This is a genomic window from Streptomyces sp. SID4985 (assembly GCF_009863025.1).
Classification (GTDB): domain Bacteria; phylum Actinomycetota; class Actinomycetes; order Streptomycetales; family Streptomycetaceae; genus Streptomyces.
This window is the reverse complement of the sequence record NZ_WWIR01000424.1, coordinates 1-16,000: the sequence shown is the minus strand read 5'-3', so window position 1 is coordinate 16,000 and position 16,000 is coordinate 1. Positions and strand designations below refer to the sequence as shown.

Sequence of the window (16,000 nt, the reverse complement as noted above, 5' to 3'; positions counted from 1 at the left end):
CGGAAGAGGGCCCCCGCCGCAGCGGAGGCCCTCTTCACGTGTGCCGTACGGCCGTTACGCCGGAACCGACGCCGTGCCCGGCTCCAGGAACCGCTTGCCGTTCACCCGCTCGGAGACACCCTCACGGTCCAGGTACGGCGTGATGCCGCCCAGGTGGAAGGGCCAGCCGGCGCCGGTGATCAGGCAGAGGTCGATGTCCTGCGCCTCGGCGACCACGCCCTCGGCCAGCATGAGGCCGATCTCCTCGGCCACCGCGTCCAGGACGCGGGCGCGGACCTGCTCCTCGGTCAGGACGGTGTCGCCCTGCTTGAGCAGCGCGGCGACCTCGGGGTCCAGCTCCGGCTTGCCGGAGTCGTAGACGTAGAAGCCGCGCTTGCCCGCCTCGACGACCGCCTTGAGGTTCGGGGAGACCGTGAAGCGCTCGGGGTGGGCCCGGTTGAGGGTCTCCGAGACGTGCAGACCGATCGCGGGACCGACCAGCTCCAGGAGCACCAGCGGGGACATCGGCAGGCCGAGCGGCTCGACGGCCTTCTCGGCGACGGCGACCGGGGTGCCCTCGTCGATGACGTTCTGGATCTCGCCCATGAAGCGGGTCAGGATGCGGTTGACGACGAACGCCGGGGCGTCCTTCACCAGCACCGCGGTCTTCTTCAGCTTCTTGGCCACCGCGAACGCGGTCGCGAGCGAGGCGTCGTCCGTCTGCTCGCCGCGCACGATCTCCAGGAGCGGCAGGATCGCGACCGGGTTGAAGAAGTGGAAGCCGACGACCCGCTCGGGGTGCTTCAGCTTCGACGCCATCTCCGACACCGACAGCGAGGAGGTGTTGGTGGCGAGGATCGCGTGCGCCGGGGCGACCGCCTCGACCTCCGCGAACACCTTCTGCTTGACGCCCATCTCCTCGAACACGGCCTCGATGATGAAGTCCGCGTCCGCGAAGCCCTCGGCCTTGTCCAGGACACCGGTCACCAGCGCCTTGAGGCGGTTGGCCTTGTCCTGGTGGATACGGCCCTTGCCGAGCAGCTTGTCGATCTCGGCGTGGACGTAGCCCACACCCTTGTCGACGCGCTCCTGGTCGATGTCGGTCAGCACGACCGGCACCTCAAGGCGGCGCAGGAACAGCAGCGCGAGCTGGGAGGCCATCAGACCGGCGCCGACGACACCGACCTTGGTGACCGGACGGGCCAGCGCCTTGTCCGGCGCACCGGCCGGACGCTTGCCGCGCTTCTGCACCAGGTTGAACGAGTAGATGCCCGCGCGCAGTTCGCCGCCCATGATGAGGTCGGCGAGCGCCAGGTCCTCGGCGTCGAAGCCCTTCTGCAGGTCCCCGTCCTTGGCACCCTCGATGATGTCGAGAGCGCGGTAGGCGGCCGGGGCGGCGCCGTGCACCTTGGAGTCCGCGATGAAACGGCCCCTGGCGACGGCCTGGTCCCACGCCTCGCCCCGGTCGATCTCCGGGCGCTCGACGGTGAGGTCGCCCTTGAGGACCCGGGCGGTCCACAGCAGCGACTGCTCCAGGAAGTCCGCGCCTTCGAACAGCGCGTCCGCGATGCCGAGTTCGAAGACCTGCCTGCCCTTGAGCTGACGGTTCTGGTTGAGGCTGTTCTCGATGATGACCGAGACGGCCTTGTCGGCGCCGATCAGGTTCGGCAGCAGGGCGCAGCCGCCCCAGCCGGGGACCAGACCGAGGAAGACCTCGGGCAGCGAGAACGCCGGGACCGACTTGGAGACGGTCCGGTAGGTGCAGTGCAGACCGACCTCGACGCCGCCGCCCATGGCCGCGCCGTTGTAGTACGCGAAGGTCGGCACCGCCAGGCCGGACAGGCGCTTGAAGACCGCGTGGCCGCCCTTGCCGATGGCGAGCGCGTCCTCGTGCCGCTTCAGCAGCTCGACGCCCTTGAGGTCGGCGCCGACCGCGAAGATGAACGGCTTGCCGGTGATGCCGACGCCGACGATCTCACCGGCCGCGGCCTCCTTCTCGACCTGGTCGATGGCGGCGTTCAGGTTCGCCAGCGACGCCGGACCGAAGGTGGTCGGCTTGGTGTGGTCGAAGCCGTTGTCCAGCGTGATCAGCGCGAACTTGCCCGCGTTGAAGGGCAGTTCGAAGTGCCGTACGTGGGCCTGGGTGACGACCTCGCCGGGGAACAGCTCGGCCGCACCCTTCAGCAGCTCGGTGGTGGTGCTCACTTGTCCCCCTCGAAGTTCGGGTTCTCCCAGATGACCGTCGCGCCCATGCCGAAGCCGACGCACATGGTCGTCAGGCCGTAGCGGACCTCGGGGTGCTCCTCGAACTGGCGGGCCAGCTGCGTCATCAGACGGACGCCGGAGGAGGCCAGCGGGTGGCCGAAGGCGATGGCGCCGCCGTACTGGTTGACGCGGCTGTCGTCGTCCGCGATGCCGTAGTGCTCCAGGAAGGCCAGCACCTGGACGGCGAAGGCCTCGTTGATCTCGAACAGGCCGATGTCGGAGATCGAAAGCCCCGCCTTGGCCAGCGCCTTCTCGGTCGCCGGGATCGGGCCGTAGCCCATGACCGCGGGCTCGACGCCCGCGAAGGCGTACGACACCAGGCGCATCTTGACCGGCAGGCCGTGCTCGCGGGCGAACTCCTCGCTCGCGATGATCGAGGCGGTGGCGCCGTCGTTCAGACCGGCCGCGTTGCCCGCGGTGACCCGGCCGTGCACACGGAACGGCGTCTTCAGGCCCGCCAGGTTCTCCAGCGTGGTGCCCGGGCGCATCGGCTCGTCGGCCGTGACCAGACCCCAACCGGTCTCGCCCGCCTCTTCGTTGGTGCGGCGGACCGAGATCGGCACCAGGTCCTGCTGGATCTTGCCGTCGGCGTACGCCTTGGCGGCCTTCTCCTGCGAGCGCACCGCGTACTCGTCGGCGCGCTGCTTGGTGATCGTCGGGTAGCGGTCGTGCAGGTTCTCGGCGGTCATGCCCATGAACAGGGCGGACTCGTCGACCAGCTTCTCGCTCACGAAGCGGGGGTTGGGGTCCACGCCCTCGCCCATGGGGTGACGGCCCATGTGCTCGACGCCGCCCGCGATCGCCACGTCGTACGCGCCGAAGGCGACCGAGCCGGAGACGGCGGTCACGGCGGTCAGGGCGCCCGCGCACATGCGGTCGATGGAGTAGCCGGGGACCGACTGCGGCAGACCGGCGAGGATGCCCGCGGTCCGGCCCAGGGTCAGGCCCTGGTCGCCGATCTGGGTGGTCGCGGCGATGGCGACCTCGTCGATCTTCTGCGGGTCCAGACCGGGGTTGCGGCGCAGCAGCTCCCGGATCGCCTTCACGACCAGGTCGTCCGCGCGGGTCTCGTGGTAGATGCCCTTCGGGCCCGCCTTGCCGAACGGGGTACGGACGCCGTCGACGAAGACGACGTCCCTGACGGTACGAGGCACGATGGCTCTCCTCCAGATGCGGGACGCTGAGCGCTTGCTTAAGCCCATGCTACTTATGAGTAACGTAGCTGCACAGTCCAGCCCCGGCTAGCGGTGAACGTCACACAGCCACCGCGATGGAGGTTTTGTCTTTTTAGGGGCGCGGGGAACTGCGCGAGCAACCACAGCCGGGCCGCACCCGCCATACCCGCGCAACCCGTTATGGCGACTACGCGCCGTCGGTCGACAGCGCCGCCACCAACACCGGCGTCACCTGCGCGATCTGCCACTCCCGCGCGCCGAATCCCCGCAGCACCGCCGAAACGGACTCCCCGCTGACGACAACAGGCGGCTCCCAGCACAGACGCCGCACCGTGTCCGGAGAGATCAGATTCTCCTGGGGCATGTCGAGCTGCTCGGCCAACGCGGTGACCCCCGCGCGGGCGGCGGAAAGGCGGGCAGCCGCCGCGGGGTCCTTGTCGGCCCAGGCGCGCGGCGGCGGCGGGCCCGTCATCTGCTGCCCCGGCTGCGGGAGTTCGGACTCGGCCAGCGCCTTCACCCGGTCGACGGCCGCCTGCCACTGCTCCAGCTGACGCCGTCCCATCCGGTGCCCGAACCCGTTCAGCGCGGCGAGCGCGTGGACGTTGGACGGCACCGCCAGCGCCGCCTCCACGATCGCCGCGTCGCTCAGCACCTTGCCCGGCGAAACGTCCCGTCGCTGGGCGATCCGGTCCCGGGTCTCCCACAGCTCACGGACGACGCCGAGCTGGCGCCGCCTGCGTACCTTGTGCATCCCGGACGTACGCCGCCAGGGGTCCTTGCGCGGCTCGGCGGGCGGCGCGGCCGCGATCGCGGCGAACTCCTCCAGAGCCCACTCCAGCTTGCCCTGCCGGTCCAGTTCCTTCTCCAGGGCGTCCCGCAGGTCCACCAGGAGTTCCACGTCGAGGGCGGCGTAGCGCAGCCAGGGCTCGGGCAGCGGGCGGGTGGACCAGTCGACGGCGGAGTGGCCCTTCTCCAGGACGAAGCCGAGCACGTTCTCGACCATGGCGCCGAGGCCGACCCGGGGGAACCCGGCGAGCCGCCCGGCCAGCTCGGTGTCGAAGAGCCGGGTGGGCAGCATGCCTATCTCGCGCAGACAGGGCAGGTCCTGGGTGGCGGCGTGCAGCACCCACTCGGTGCCGGACAGCGCGTCGCCGAGGGAGGACAGGTCGGGGCAGCCGACCGGGTCGATCAGCGCGGTGCCCGCGCCCTGGCGGCGCAGCTGCACCAGGTAGGCGCGCTGGCCGTAGCGGTAGCCGGAGGCGCGCTCGGCGTCGACGGCGACCGGTCCGGAACCGGCGGCGAACGCGGCGACGACCTCGGCGAGCCCGGCCGCGTCGGCGATCACCGGCGGGATGCCCTCACGCGGCTCCAGGAGCGGGATCGGGGCCCCGGCCAGGGCGGACGCCCCCGTCGCAGAAGATCCGGCGTCGTCCGGAGGGGTGCCTCCGGTGATGCGCAGGGAACTGTCTGCTGCGGTGTCTTGGGCGTCGGTCACATGCCCAGAGTATCCGTATGGCCGCGCCGCTGGCCTGCGCGTTCGGCCGGGCGGCGTGCGGACCGGTCAAATCCGGCCGACCCGGCGCGCTTCCCGGACCCGCGCACGCGCCGGCGCCCGTCGGCGGAACGTTCCGCCGACGGGCGCCGGGAAGGGGAGGCCGGTGGGGCCGGTGACGTGCGAGGTCAGGGTGTGGGGGGAGGGCCGTACGGGGCAGGGGTGGGTGTCAGTGGATGATGCCGGTGCGCAGGGCCACCGCGACCATGCCGGCGCGGTCGCCCGTGCCGAGCTTGCGCGCGATGCGGGCCAGGTGGCTCTTCACGGTGAGGGCGGACAGGCCCATGGAGACGCCGATCGCCTTGTTCGACTGGCCCTCCGCGACGAGGCGCAGGACCTCGACCTCGCGGCCGGACAGTTCGCGGTAGCCACCCGGGTGGCTCGGGGCACCCGGGGGGCGGCGGTGCATACGGGCGGCGGCGGAACCGATGGGGGCGGCGCCCGGTCGGGTGGGGAGCCCGATGTTGGTGCGGGTGCCGGTGACGACGTAGCCCTTGACCCCACCGGCCAGGGCGTTGCGGACGGCGCCGATGTCGTCGGCGGCGGACAGGGCCAGCCCGTTGGGCCAGCCGGCGGCGCGGGTCTCGGACAGCAGGGTCAGTCCGGATCCGTCGGGCAGGTGGACGTCGGCGACGCAGATGTCGCGGGGGTTGCCGATGCGGGGACGAGCCTCCGCGACGGACGAGGCTTCGATGACATCGCGTACACCGAGGGCCCACAGATGGCGGGTGACGGTGGAACGCACGCGTGGATCGGCCACGACCACCATGGCGGTCGGCTTGTTCGGGCGGTAGGCGACCAGGCTTGCGGGCTGCTCGAGGAGAACGGACACCAGGCCTCCTGGGTGGGGGACGGGGCCGGCTGGTGGGGAGACAGCCGGGAGGAACCGTGCTTTCAAGGTCACAGTCGTCTTCGGCAGTAAACCCGTCCGCCTTTAGAGAATGATCACGATCTAGTGAGTAACAATCCGTCCAATTCGGACACGTGGTCGATCATCCGAAGAGCGAATCGGTTCGGGGTGGTGCCATTCGAGTGCGGAAAGTGGCCGTATCGACAAAGAGATGGTCGGGGAAGTGATCACAAAGCAGCGCCCCGCCGTGGTGGCGGGGCGCTGATCGGATCGTGTGTTCGGTGGGCGGTGCGGCGGTGTGCCGGGTGGTGCGTCAGGCCGTACCGGGTGGTGCGTCAGCGGGACTGCGGTCCCCGGCGCTGCGGCAGGGTCACCACCGAGGCGTCGCCGGGACCCGCCGGGGGCAGTCCGCCGACCTGGGCCAGCAGATCGCACCAGGCCGCCAGGTGCGCGGCGGTGTCCGGCACCCCGCCCAGGCCCTCGCGCGGGGTCCAGGAGGCGCGGATCTCGATCTGCGAGGCGGCCGGGCGCTCGGAGAGGCCGCCGAAGTAGTGCGAACTCGCGCGGGTCACGGTGCCGCTCGGCTCGCCGTAGGTGAGTCCGCGCGCCTGGAGCGCGCCGGTCAGCCACGACCAGCACACCTCCGGCAGCAGCGGATCGGCCGCCATCTCGGCCTCCAGCTCCGCGCGCACCAGCGTCACCAGGCGGAACGTCCCGTGCCAGGCGTCGTGGCCCGCCGGGTCGTGCAGCAGCACCAGCCGGCCGTCCGCCAGCTCCTGCTCGCCGTCGGCCACCACCGCCTCCAGCGCGTGCGCGAACGGCGCGAGCCGCTGCGGCGCGGGCGTCGGCTCCACCTCCACCTGCGGCCGCAGCCGCGCGGTGCGCAGCGCGTCGACCGCGCTCCGGAATGCCTGCGGTACCGCGATGCCCCCCGGGCCCTCCATCCGATCGGTGTCCTTCGCGTCGTCCTGTGCGCCGCCGCCGTCCGACGGTCGTCCCTGAGCCGCAGCCATGCGGGGAAGAGTAAGGGGAACCGGACCTTTCCGCAGGGCAAGACACCCACAGAGGGCTGGGGCACTTCCCTCGCTCGGGCCGTGCGAGACTTGCGGGGTGAGTGCCAACGCGATCCCCACCGGCGGGCAGCCCGCAGCGACGTACGACAGTGCCTTTCTCCGGGCGTGCCGGCGCGAGCCCGTGCCGCACACCCCCGTCTGGTTCATGCGGCAGGCGGGGCGCTCCCTGCCGGAGTACCGCAAGGTGCGCGAGGGCATTCCCATGCTCGAGTCCTGCATGCGGCCCGAGCTCGTCACCGAGATCACGCTCCAGCCGGTGCGCAGGCACGACGTGGACGCGGCGATCTTCTACAGCGACATCGTCGTCCCGCTCAAGGCCATCGGCATCGACCTCGACATCAAGCCCGGCGTCGGCCCGGTCGTCGCCGAGCCGGTGCGCACCCGCGCCGACCTCGCCCGGCTGCGCGACCTCACCCCCGACGACGTGCCGTACGTCACCGAGGCCATCGGCATGCTCACGGGTGAGCTGGGCCGCACCCCGCTGATCGGCTTCGCGGGCGCCCCCTTCACCCTCGCGAGCTACCTGGTCGAGGGCGGCCCCTCGCGCACGTACGAGAACGCCAAGGCGATGATGTACGGCGACCCCGAGCTGTGGGCCGACCTGCTCGACCGCCTCGCGGAGATCACCTCCGCGTTCCTCAAGGTCCAGATCGAGGCCGGTGTCTCGGCGGTCCAGCTCTTCGACTCCTGGGCGGGCGCGCTGGCCCCCGCCGACTACCGCGCCTCGGTGCTGCCCGCCTCCGCGAAGGTCTTCGAGTCCGTCGCGGGCTACGGCGTCCCGCGCATCCACTTCGGCGTCGGCACCGGTGAGCTGCTCAAGCTCATGGGCGAGGCGGGCGCCGACGTGGTCGGCGTGGACTGGCGCGTCCCGCTGGACGAGGCCGTGCGCCGTGTCGGCCCCGGCAAGGCGCTCCAGGGCAACCTCGACCCGACCGTCCTGTTCGCCGGGCGGAAGGTCACCGAGACCAAGGCGCAGGAGGTGCTCGACGCGGCCGCCGGTCTGGAGGGCCACGTCTTCAACCTCGGCCACGGCGTCATGCCCAGCACCGACCCGGACGCGCTGAGCCACCTCGTGGACTACGTCCACCGGGCGAGCGCCCGCTGACCGCTCACCACGCCTGACGGTGCCGCGCCCGCCTGCCGAACAGCAGGCGGCCCGGCTCCGGCGGGGGCGGGGTGCCCGCCTTGAGCGGCCAGGCCAGCAGCATTCCCGTCACGAAGCCGACGACGTGCGCCGCGTAGGCCACGGTCCCGGACCCGGCCTCCACGCCCTGTCCTGACGAGTACACGGCCTGGAGCCCGAACCAGAAGCCCAGCACCACCCAGGCGGGCAGCCGCAACGGCAGAAAGACCAGGAACGGCACCAGCACCCACACCCTGGCCTTCGGATACAGCACCAGATACGCGCCCAGCACCCCCGCGATGGCCCCCGAGGCACCGATCAGCGGGTCGGTGGAGGAGGCGTTGAGCAGCGCGAAGCCGTACCCCGCCGCGTAGCCGCACACCACGTAGAAGAGCAGATAGCGCACGTGGCCCATGCGGTCCTCGACGTTGTTGCCGAAGATCAGCAGGAACAGCATGTTCCCCAGCAGATGCAGCCAGCCGCCGTGCAGGAACATCGACGTGAGGACCGACAGGGCCGGCGACTTGTCGTAGGACGGCACCCCCACCACGCACCCCGGGCCGTTCGGCCCCATGCCCGTCGCGCCCGTCGGCACCAGCTGCGGCAGTTGATGGTGGATCAACTCCCGTGGTACGGCCGCGTAGTGGTCCATGAAGGCATGGAGATGGCAGAGCTGGGCCAGATGCGATTCCCCGGCCACGGCACCGGCTGCGCCGGGCGTCAGCAGGAAGACGAGGACGTTGGCGGCGATGAGGGCGTACGTCACCACGGGGGTGCGGCGCACCGGATTGACGTCATGGACGGGTATGACCACACAGGACTTCTGCCCGCGATCGCGCCCCCGAACCGGTGCCGCCCGGCGCGCCCCCGCGCGGGATCACCGCCGCCCTTCACGCACCCGCGCCACCGCCTTGCGCGCCGCCCCCAGTACCGGGTCCCAGACCGGGGAGAACGGTGGGGCGTAGCCGAGGTCGAGGGCTGTCATCTGTTCCACCGTCATCCGCGCGGTCAGCGCCACGGCCGCGATGTCGACGCGTTTGCCCGCGCCCTCGCCGCCGACGATCTGGACGCCGAGCAGGCGGCCGGTGTCGCGTTCGGCGAGCATCTTGACCGTCATGGGGGCGGCGCCGGGGTAGTAACCCGCCCGGCTGGTGGACTCGATGACGACCGACTCGTACTGGAGGCCGGCCCGGCGGGCGTCCCGTTCGCGCAGGCCGGTGCGGGCGATCTCCAGGTCGCAGACCTTGCTGACCGCCGTGCCGACGACGCCCGGGAAGGTGGCGTAACCGCCGCCCACGTTCGTGCCGATGACCTGGCCGTGCTTGTTGGCGTGGGTGCCGAGCGGGAGGTACTGCTCCTGGCCCGAGACCAGGTTCAGCACCTCGACGCAGTCGCCGCCCGCCCAGATGTCCTCGTGGCCGCGCACGCGCATCGCCAGGTCGGTGAGCAGACCGCCGCGTGCCCCGAGGGGGAGTCCGGCGGCGCGCGCGAGCGTGGTCTCGGGGCGGACGCCGATGCCGAGGACGACGACGTCGGCGGGGTACTCCGCGTCCGAAGTGGCCACCGCGCAAACCCTGTTGGCGTCATCGGTGCGTACCTCGGTGACCTCGGCGCCGCTGACCATGGTGATGCCGAGGCCCGTCATCGCCTTGCGCACCAGGCGCCCCATGTCGGGATCGAGCGTGGACATCGGCTCCTCGCCCCGGTCCACCACGGTCACCTCGAAGCCCCGCAGGATCAGCGCCTCCGCCATCTCCACGCCGATGTAGCCCGCCCCGACGACCACGGCACGCCGTCCCCGTGCGCGGCTCAACGAGTCGATCAGCGCCTGCCCGTCGTCCAGGGTCTGCACCCCGTGCACCCCGTCGGCGTCGATGCCGGGCAGGTCCGGGCGGACCGGGCGGGCGCCGGTGGCGATGACGAGCTTGGCGTACGAGGTCCAGTACGTCTCGCCCGAGTCCAGGTCGTGCGCGCGGACCCGGCGGCCGGGTACGTCGATCTCCGTGACCTCGGTGCGCAGCCTGAGGTCGATGTCGCGGGCGCGGTGCTCCTCGGCGGTGCGGGCGATCAGCCTGTTCCGCTCGGTGACCGTGCCGCCCACCCAGTACGGGATGCCGCACGCCGAGTAGGAGGTGAAGTGGCCGCGCTCGAAGGCCACGATCTCCAGTTCCTCCGGCATGCGCAGCCGCCGCGCCTGCGACGCGGCCGACATTCCTGCCGCGTCACCGCCGATCACGACCAGCCGCCGCGCCCCGCCCCGCTCGTCACGCTCGCTCATGCGGACACGCTACGGGGCGGGGTGGGCGCACGCCCGGTCAGCTCCCCGAGTGCGGCTCACCGGACTCGGAGACGGGGCGGGAGGCGGGCAGGGAGCCCACGGGGAGCGGCGCCACCTCGGCCTGCCGCTCGCGCAGCCGGGGCCGTACGAACCGCAGCCACAGGAACGCGACGACACCGGCGAACGCGGCGAACGGCAGCACGGCGCCCACCACGACGGTGACCCAGCGCAGGGTCGCGAGGAAGGCGCTCCAGCCGTCGGAGAGGGCGTCGAGGAAGCCGGGTTCGTCGTCCTTCTCCTTGACGGCCACGTGCACCGGCGTCGCGGTCAGCGACAGGGTGATGGTCGCGAGACTCGTACGGTCCTTCAGGGACGCCTGCTGTGCGAGCAGCGACTCCAGGGCGGCCTCGCGGCTGCTCAGCTCGCCCTCCAGGGAGACGATGTCGCTCAGCGTGCCCGCCCGGTCCATCAGCTCCCGCACCCGGGCCACGCTCGCCCGCTGCGACTTGATCCGGCTCTCCACGTCCACCACCTGGTCGGTGACGTCCTCGGCCTTCGCGGTGCGCTCCAGCAGCTTGCCGGTGCCCTGGAGACCGGTCATCACCTCGTCGTACTTCGCGGTCGGCACGCGCAGTACGACCCGGGTGCGCTCGTTCCCGCGCTCGTCCCGGGTGGTGTCCTCGTCCCCGACGTACCCGCCCGCGTCCTCGGCGGTCGTGCGCGCCTCGGCCAGCGCCTTGGGCACGTCCTTGACCTGGACGGTCAGGGAGGCGGTACGGACGATCGAGTTCGGCGTGATCCGGGGCACGCTCCGCTCCCCGGACTTGGCGTCGGACGAGCCCGCGCCCGCGCCCGCCGCGCCGGTCTGCCGGGCCGGGGCGTCCGCCATGGACTTCCCGGAATCGGCGGAGCCCCCTCCCGCCGCACTGCATCCGGAGAGCGCGAGCGAAGCGACGAGCAGGGCCCCCGCCAGGGCCCGGACGGACGAGGACGAACGTGGTGCACGCATGGGCTACCCCCGATGAGTACGGAACCGACATCCCTTGGACGCCGGGGCACTCCCGAACGTTGGACGATCCACATCCCGATGCGGTCACGGTCCGGACACGCGAGGGCACCGGCGTCGCCACGCCCCGATCCCGCCGCCGAACGGGAGCGTGAGCCCTATCGGGCGGTCAGGGACTTCCGGCTGGCGGCCCGCGGCACCATCGGCGGCACCGACTGATCCGGAGCCCGCAAGGGCCGGTGGGCGCCCGGGTGGGGAAGGGTGGCCCGGGACCGGGTGGGGGGCCGGTTTTGAGAGAGTGGGGGCATGAGCGGAACGGGTGAGGGCCGGGTTGTTGTCATCGGGGCCGGGGTCGCCGGGCTGGCGGCCGCGCACCGGCTGGTGCGGCGCGGGGCCCGGGTGACGGTGCTGGAGGCGGGCGAGCGGGTGGGCGGCAAGCTGCTGCCCGGGGAGATCGCCGGGGTCCGGATGGATCTCGGGGCCGAGTCGATGCTCGCCCGGCGCCCCGAGGCCGTGGAGCTGGCCCGGGAGGTGGGGCTCGGGGAACGGCTCGTCACGCCCGCCACCGCGAGCGCGTCCCTGTGGACCCGGAACAGCCTGCGCCCGATGCCCAAGGGCCACGTCATGGGCGTGCCCGGCACCGCCGACGTGCTCGCCGGAATCCTCTCCGAGGAGGGGCTGGCGCGGATCGGGCGGGACGCCGAACTGCCGCGCACCGAGGTCGGGGACGACGTGGCCGTGGGCGAGTACGTGGCCGCGCGGCTCGGCCGGGAGGTCGTCGACCGGATGATCGAGCCGCTGCTCGGCGGGGTGTACGCGGGCGACGCGTACCGACTGTCCCTGCGGTCGGCCGTCCCGCAGCTCTACCAGGCCGCCCGCACCCACGACTCCCTCACCGAGGCCGTCCGCGCCCTCCAGGCCAGGGCCGCCGAGGCCCCGCAGACCGGACCCGTGTTCGTCGGCATCGAGGGCGGCGTCGGCACGCTCCCGCTCGCCGTCGCGGACGCCGTACGGGCGGGCGGCGGCGAGATCCTGACCGGCACCCCGGCGCGCGAACTGCGCCGGGACGGCACCGGCTGGCGCGTGACCGCCGGGGACCGGGTGCTGCGCGCCGACGCGGTGGTCGTCGCCGTACCCGCACCGGCCGCCGCCGCGCTGCTGGGCGCCGAGGCCCCGGGGGCGGCCGCCGAGCTGGCCGCCGTCGAGTACGCCTCCATGGCGTTGATCAGCCTCGCCTACCGCCGCGCGGACGTCGCCCTCCCCGAGGGCAGCGGCTTCCTCGTGCCGCCCGTCGACGGGCACACCATCAAGGCCGCCACCTTCGCCTCCCAGAAGTGGGGCTGGATCGGGGAGCAGGACCCGGAACTGGTCGTGGTGCGCGCCTCGGTCGGCCGCCACCGCGAGACCGAGGTCCTCCAGCGGGACGACGCCGAGCTGACCGACACCGCCCGGCACGACCTGCGCGCGGCCACCGGAGTGGACGCCACGCCCGTCGACAGTCATGTCACCCGCTGGACCGACGGACTGCCCCAGTACCCCGTCGGCCACCACGCGCGCGTGGCCCGTATCCGCGAGCACGTCGCCAAGCTGCCCGGACTCGCCGTGTGCGGCGCGCAGTACGACGGTGTCGGCATCCCGGCGTGCATCGCGAGCGCGTACGCGGCCGTCGACCAGCTGGGCGGCGACCTCGCCGGTGTGCGCGAGCTGACCGCCAACCCGGTGCAGAGCCTGCACGGCGGAGCGGGAGAATAGGGACCATGAGTGACGACGCCCCCACCAACGAGCCGACCCGCATCCCGAACAAGGGCAAGCTGGCCAAGGACCTCAACGAGGTCATCCGTTACACCCTGTGGTCCGTCTTCAAGCTGAAGGACGTCCTGCCGGAGGACCGCGCGGGCTGGGCCGACGAGGTCCAGGAGCTGTTCGACCAGCTCGCCGCGAAGGACGTGACCGTCCGCGGCACCTACGACGTCTCCGGCCTGCGCGCGGACGCCGACCTGATGATCTGGTGGCACTCCGAGACCGCCGACCAGCTCCAGGAGGCGTACAACCTCTTCCGCCGCACCAGGCTGGGCCGTGCCCTGGAGCCGGTGTGGTCCAACATGGCGCTGCACCGCCCGGCGGAGTTCAACCGCTCGCACATCCCGGCGTTCCTCGCCGACGAGACGCCCCGCAACTACGTGAGCGTCTACCCCTTCGTGCGCTCCTACGACTGGTACCTGCTGCCCGACGAGGACCGCCGCCGCATGCTCGCCGACCACGGCAAGATGGCCCGCGGCTTCCCGGACGTACGCGCCAACACGGTCGCCTCCTTCTCGCTGGGCGACTACGAGTGGATGCTCGCCTTCGAGGCCGACGAGCTGTACCGCATCGTCGACCTCATGCGCCACCTGCGCGGCTCCGAGGCCCGCCGGCACGTCCGCGAGGAGGTGCCCTTCTACACCGGGCGCCGCAAGTCGGTCGCGGACCTCGTCGCCGGGCTCGCCTAGCCCTTGCCCCTGAGGGCGTCACGCCGGTCCCCGGTGGTGCCGCGTCCGGCCGGTTCGGCGGGGCGCGGCTCCGGGCGCGGGGCGCACGCGGCGCGCCCGCCCGGCAGACGGCCCTCCAGGAGGTACGCGTCCACGTGGGCGTTGACGCACCTGTTGGGGCCGAGCCCGACCCCGTGCGTGCCCGCGCCCCGCTCGGTCACCAGCGTGGACCCGGCCAGCCGCCGCGCCATCTCCAGCGCCCCAGCGTACGGCGCCGCCGCGTCCCGCTCGGCGGCGAGGATCAGCACCGGCGGGGTCGCGCCCCGGGAGGTCCGTACGTCCAGCGGCCGCTGACGGGGCACCGGCCAGTAGGCGCACGGCAGGTTCGCCCAGACGTTGTCCCAGGTCTCGAAGGGGGCCACGCGGGCGAGCCGGGTGTTGTCGCGGTCCCAGACCGCGAAGTCCGCCGGCCAGGGGGCGTCGTTGCACTCGACGGCCGAGTACACCGCGCTGCCGTTCTCCGCCTCCTTCGCCGTCTCCGGGCTCGGTGCGGCCAGCCGGACCAGCGGTTTCGCGTCGCCCTTGAGATAGGCGGAGAGCGCCTCGGCCCGGCTCGGCCAGTAGTCGTCGTAGTACCCGGCCATCAGGAACGTGTTCTGCAGCTGACCGGGACCGACCGTGCCGCCCGCCGGTGAGGCGGCCAGCTTCGCGCTCGCGGCGTCGTACGCGCGCTGGACGGCCGCCGCCGTGCCGCCGAGGCCGTACACGTCGTCGTGCCGGGCGACCCAGGCGCGGAAGTCGGTCCAGCGGCGCTCGAACGCGGCCGACTGGTCGAGGTTGGCGCGGTACCAGACCTTCGCCGGGGCGGGGTTCACCGCCGAGTCCAGCACCATGCGCCGTACGTGCGCGGGGAACAGGGTGGCGTAGAGGGCGCCGAGGTAGGTGCCGTACGACGCGCCCATGAAGGTCAGCCTCGGCTCGCCGAGGGCGGCGCGCAGGACGTCCAAGTCCCGTGCGTTGTTGAGGGAGTTGAAGAAGCGCAGCCCCTTGCCCGAGCGCTGCGCGCAGCCGCGTGCGTACGCCTTCGCCCGCGCGATCCGCTCCCGCTTGTACGCCGCGGAGGGGTGGACGGGGGCCGGGCTCGGCGCCTTGTAGAACTGCTCGGGCTTCACGCAGGACAGCGGGGCCGAGGGGGCCACCCCGCGTGGGGCGTAGCCGACCAGGTCGTAGGCGGCGGCGATCCGCTTCCACTCGGGGACGACGCCGATCACCGGGAAGGCGAGGCCGGAGGCGCCGGGGCCGCCCGGGTTGTAGACGAGGGCGCCCTGCCGGGGGACGCGGCGCTTGCTGTTCCTCGGGTCGCGGTGGGTGGCGGGCATACGGCTCACCGCGAGGGTGAGGTGCTTGCCGTCGGGGTGCGCGTAGTCCAGCGGGACGCTGACCGTGCCGCAGCGCATTCCGTCGGGCGCCTCCTGCTCGGCGGGGCAGGCGCCGAAGCGGATACCGGCGGCCTTGGCGCGGGCGGCGGCGACGGCGACTCCGCGCGACTCGGCGGAGGCGGGGGAGGTGGTCGAGGCGGCCGAGGTGGGGGAGGCGGCGGACCCGGCACGGGCGCCGGGGGTGCCGCCCGCCGGAGGCGTGGCCAGCCCGGCCAGCAGCAAGGACCCGGCGGCCGAGTACAGGGCGGCAGCTCTCATCGTGTATCCCTCCGGTGCGCGGCGGCCACGGCGCGGCTGCAGCGGCTCGGCGGCGACAGGAGGGATGTTTCGGACGGTGGTCGGTGAAGGCAAGCACCGTTCAGGTGGTGTCGGTGCCAGTGCTCCCTGTGCGCCCCCGGAGCCGCCGCCTTCGGGCTCGCGCGGTCACTCCCGCCAGGGCTGGTCGCGGTGGTTGAAGGCGGCGCGCAGCTCCGGCTCGGTCAGGGCGCGGATGCCGCGCGTGGCGAGGGAGGTGAGGAAGCCCGACTCGTTGCCGTCCCGGTCCGCGCCGTCGCCGAAGTCGTCGTCATCGTCCCGGTCCCGGCGTGCCGTCAGCGTGCCGAGCAGTAGCTGTCCGGCCGGGGAGGCCCAGCGCGTGTACGGGCGCAGTTCGAAGTGGGCGATGACCAGGAAGCCCAGTATCAGCAGCAGGGGCAGCAGGAACCACAGGCCGACCATCAGGGATGACAGTTCGGTGTCGGAGGGCAGCAGCAGGGCGGTCGCGGCCAGGACGAGCACGGCCGGGGCGGCGGC

General features: G+C 72.6%; 12 protein-coding genes and 1 pseudogene. 3 read left to right on the top strand and 10 right to left on the bottom strand.

From position 1 onward, the window contains the following. Positions 1 to 54: 54 nt before the first annotated feature. The 5 genes from GTW40_RS18575 to GTW40_RS18555 form a co-directional block, all read right to left on the bottom strand. Positions 55 to 2,184 (bottom strand): 3-hydroxyacyl-CoA dehydrogenase NAD-binding domain-containing protein, encoded by a 2,130-nt coding sequence (locus GTW40_RS18575; RefSeq protein ID WP_161181321.1) that lies wholly within the window; start codon positions 2,182 to 2,184, stop codon positions 55 to 57. Beyond that, on the bottom strand, positions 2,181 to 3,398 hold the full coding sequence (locus tag GTW40_RS18570) for an acetyl-CoA C-acyltransferase (RefSeq protein ID WP_161181320.1): 1,218 nt from the start codon (positions 3,396 to 3,398) through the stop codon (positions 2,181 to 2,183). Before GTW40_RS18570 ends, GTW40_RS18575 begins: the two co-directional genes overlap by 4 nt. Before the next feature lie 208 nt (positions 3,399 to 3,606). After that, a complete protein-coding gene (locus GTW40_RS18565) occupies positions 3,607 to 4,914 on the bottom strand; it encodes a ribonuclease D (protein ID WP_161181319.1) in 1,308 nt (435 codons plus the stop codon). Between the two features lie 226 nt (positions 4,915 to 5,140). Continuing rightward, positions 5,141 to 5,803 (bottom strand): response regulator transcription factor, encoded by a 663-nt coding sequence (locus GTW40_RS18560; protein ID WP_129305965.1) that lies wholly within the window; start codon positions 5,801 to 5,803, stop codon positions 5,141 to 5,143. A gap of 353 nt (positions 5,804 to 6,156) precedes the next feature. Then, the gene (locus tag GTW40_RS18555; RefSeq protein ID WP_161181318.1) at positions 6,157 to 6,834 is read right to left on the bottom strand and encodes a DUF3000 domain-containing protein; all 678 of its coding nucleotides are present in this window, start codon (positions 6,832 to 6,834) and stop codon (positions 6,157 to 6,159) included. 97 nt (positions 6,835 to 6,931) lie between these two features. Between GTW40_RS18555 and hemE the strand changes: the two genes are divergently transcribed. Then, positions 6,932 to 7,999 carry a uroporphyrinogen decarboxylase gene (hemE, locus tag GTW40_RS18550; RefSeq protein WP_161181317.1) on the top strand — a complete coding sequence of 356 codons (1,068 nt, stop codon included), beginning with the start codon at positions 6,932 to 6,934 and terminating at the stop codon, positions 7,997 to 7,999. A gap of 4 nt (positions 8,000 to 8,003) precedes the next feature. Here the strand turns inward: hemE and GTW40_RS18545 are convergent, their stop codons facing one another. From GTW40_RS18545 to GTW40_RS18535, 3 genes are all read right to left on the bottom strand, one after another. Further along, positions 8,004 to 8,831, bottom strand: a complete 828-nt coding sequence (locus tag GTW40_RS18545) for a rhomboid family intramembrane serine protease (RefSeq protein ID WP_161181316.1) — start codon at positions 8,829 to 8,831, stop codon at positions 8,004 to 8,006. A gap of 63 nt (positions 8,832 to 8,894) precedes the next feature. Next, positions 8,895 to 10,295, bottom strand: a complete 1,401-nt coding sequence (locus tag GTW40_RS18540) for an FAD-dependent oxidoreductase (protein WP_161181315.1) — start codon at positions 10,293 to 10,295, stop codon at positions 8,895 to 8,897. A gap of 37 nt (positions 10,296 to 10,332) precedes the next feature. Continuing rightward, complete coding sequence (locus GTW40_RS18535) at positions 10,333 to 11,304, bottom strand: DUF4349 domain-containing protein (RefSeq protein WP_161181314.1); 972 nt, start codon at positions 11,302 to 11,304, stop codon at positions 10,333 to 10,335. A gap of 303 nt (positions 11,305 to 11,607) precedes the next feature. On the opposite strand from GTW40_RS18535, the gene hemG reads away from it, so the two are divergent. Beyond that, positions 11,608 to 13,053 carry a protoporphyrinogen oxidase gene (gene hemG, locus GTW40_RS18530; protein WP_161181313.1) on the top strand — a complete coding sequence of 482 codons (1,446 nt, stop codon included), beginning with the start codon at positions 11,608 to 11,610 and terminating at the stop codon, positions 13,051 to 13,053. 5 nt (positions 13,054 to 13,058) lie between these two features. Then, positions 13,059 to 13,790: a hydrogen peroxide-dependent heme synthase gene (gene hemQ, locus GTW40_RS18525; protein WP_161181312.1), complete on the top strand. Its 732-nt coding sequence runs from the start codon at positions 13,059 to 13,061 to the stop codon at positions 13,788 to 13,790. On the opposite strand, the gene GTW40_RS18520 is transcribed toward hemQ, so the two are convergent. Then, positions 13,787 to 15,466: an alpha/beta hydrolase gene (locus GTW40_RS18520; protein WP_161181311.1), complete on the bottom strand. Its 1,680-nt coding sequence runs from the start codon at positions 15,464 to 15,466 to the stop codon at positions 13,787 to 13,789. The genes hemQ and GTW40_RS18520 overlap by 4 nt on opposite strands. A 165-nt stretch (positions 15,467 to 15,631) precedes the next feature. Continuing rightward, positions 15,632 to 16,000, bottom strand: a pseudogene (locus GTW40_RS18515) (TIGR04222 domain-containing membrane protein); the annotation flags it as partial.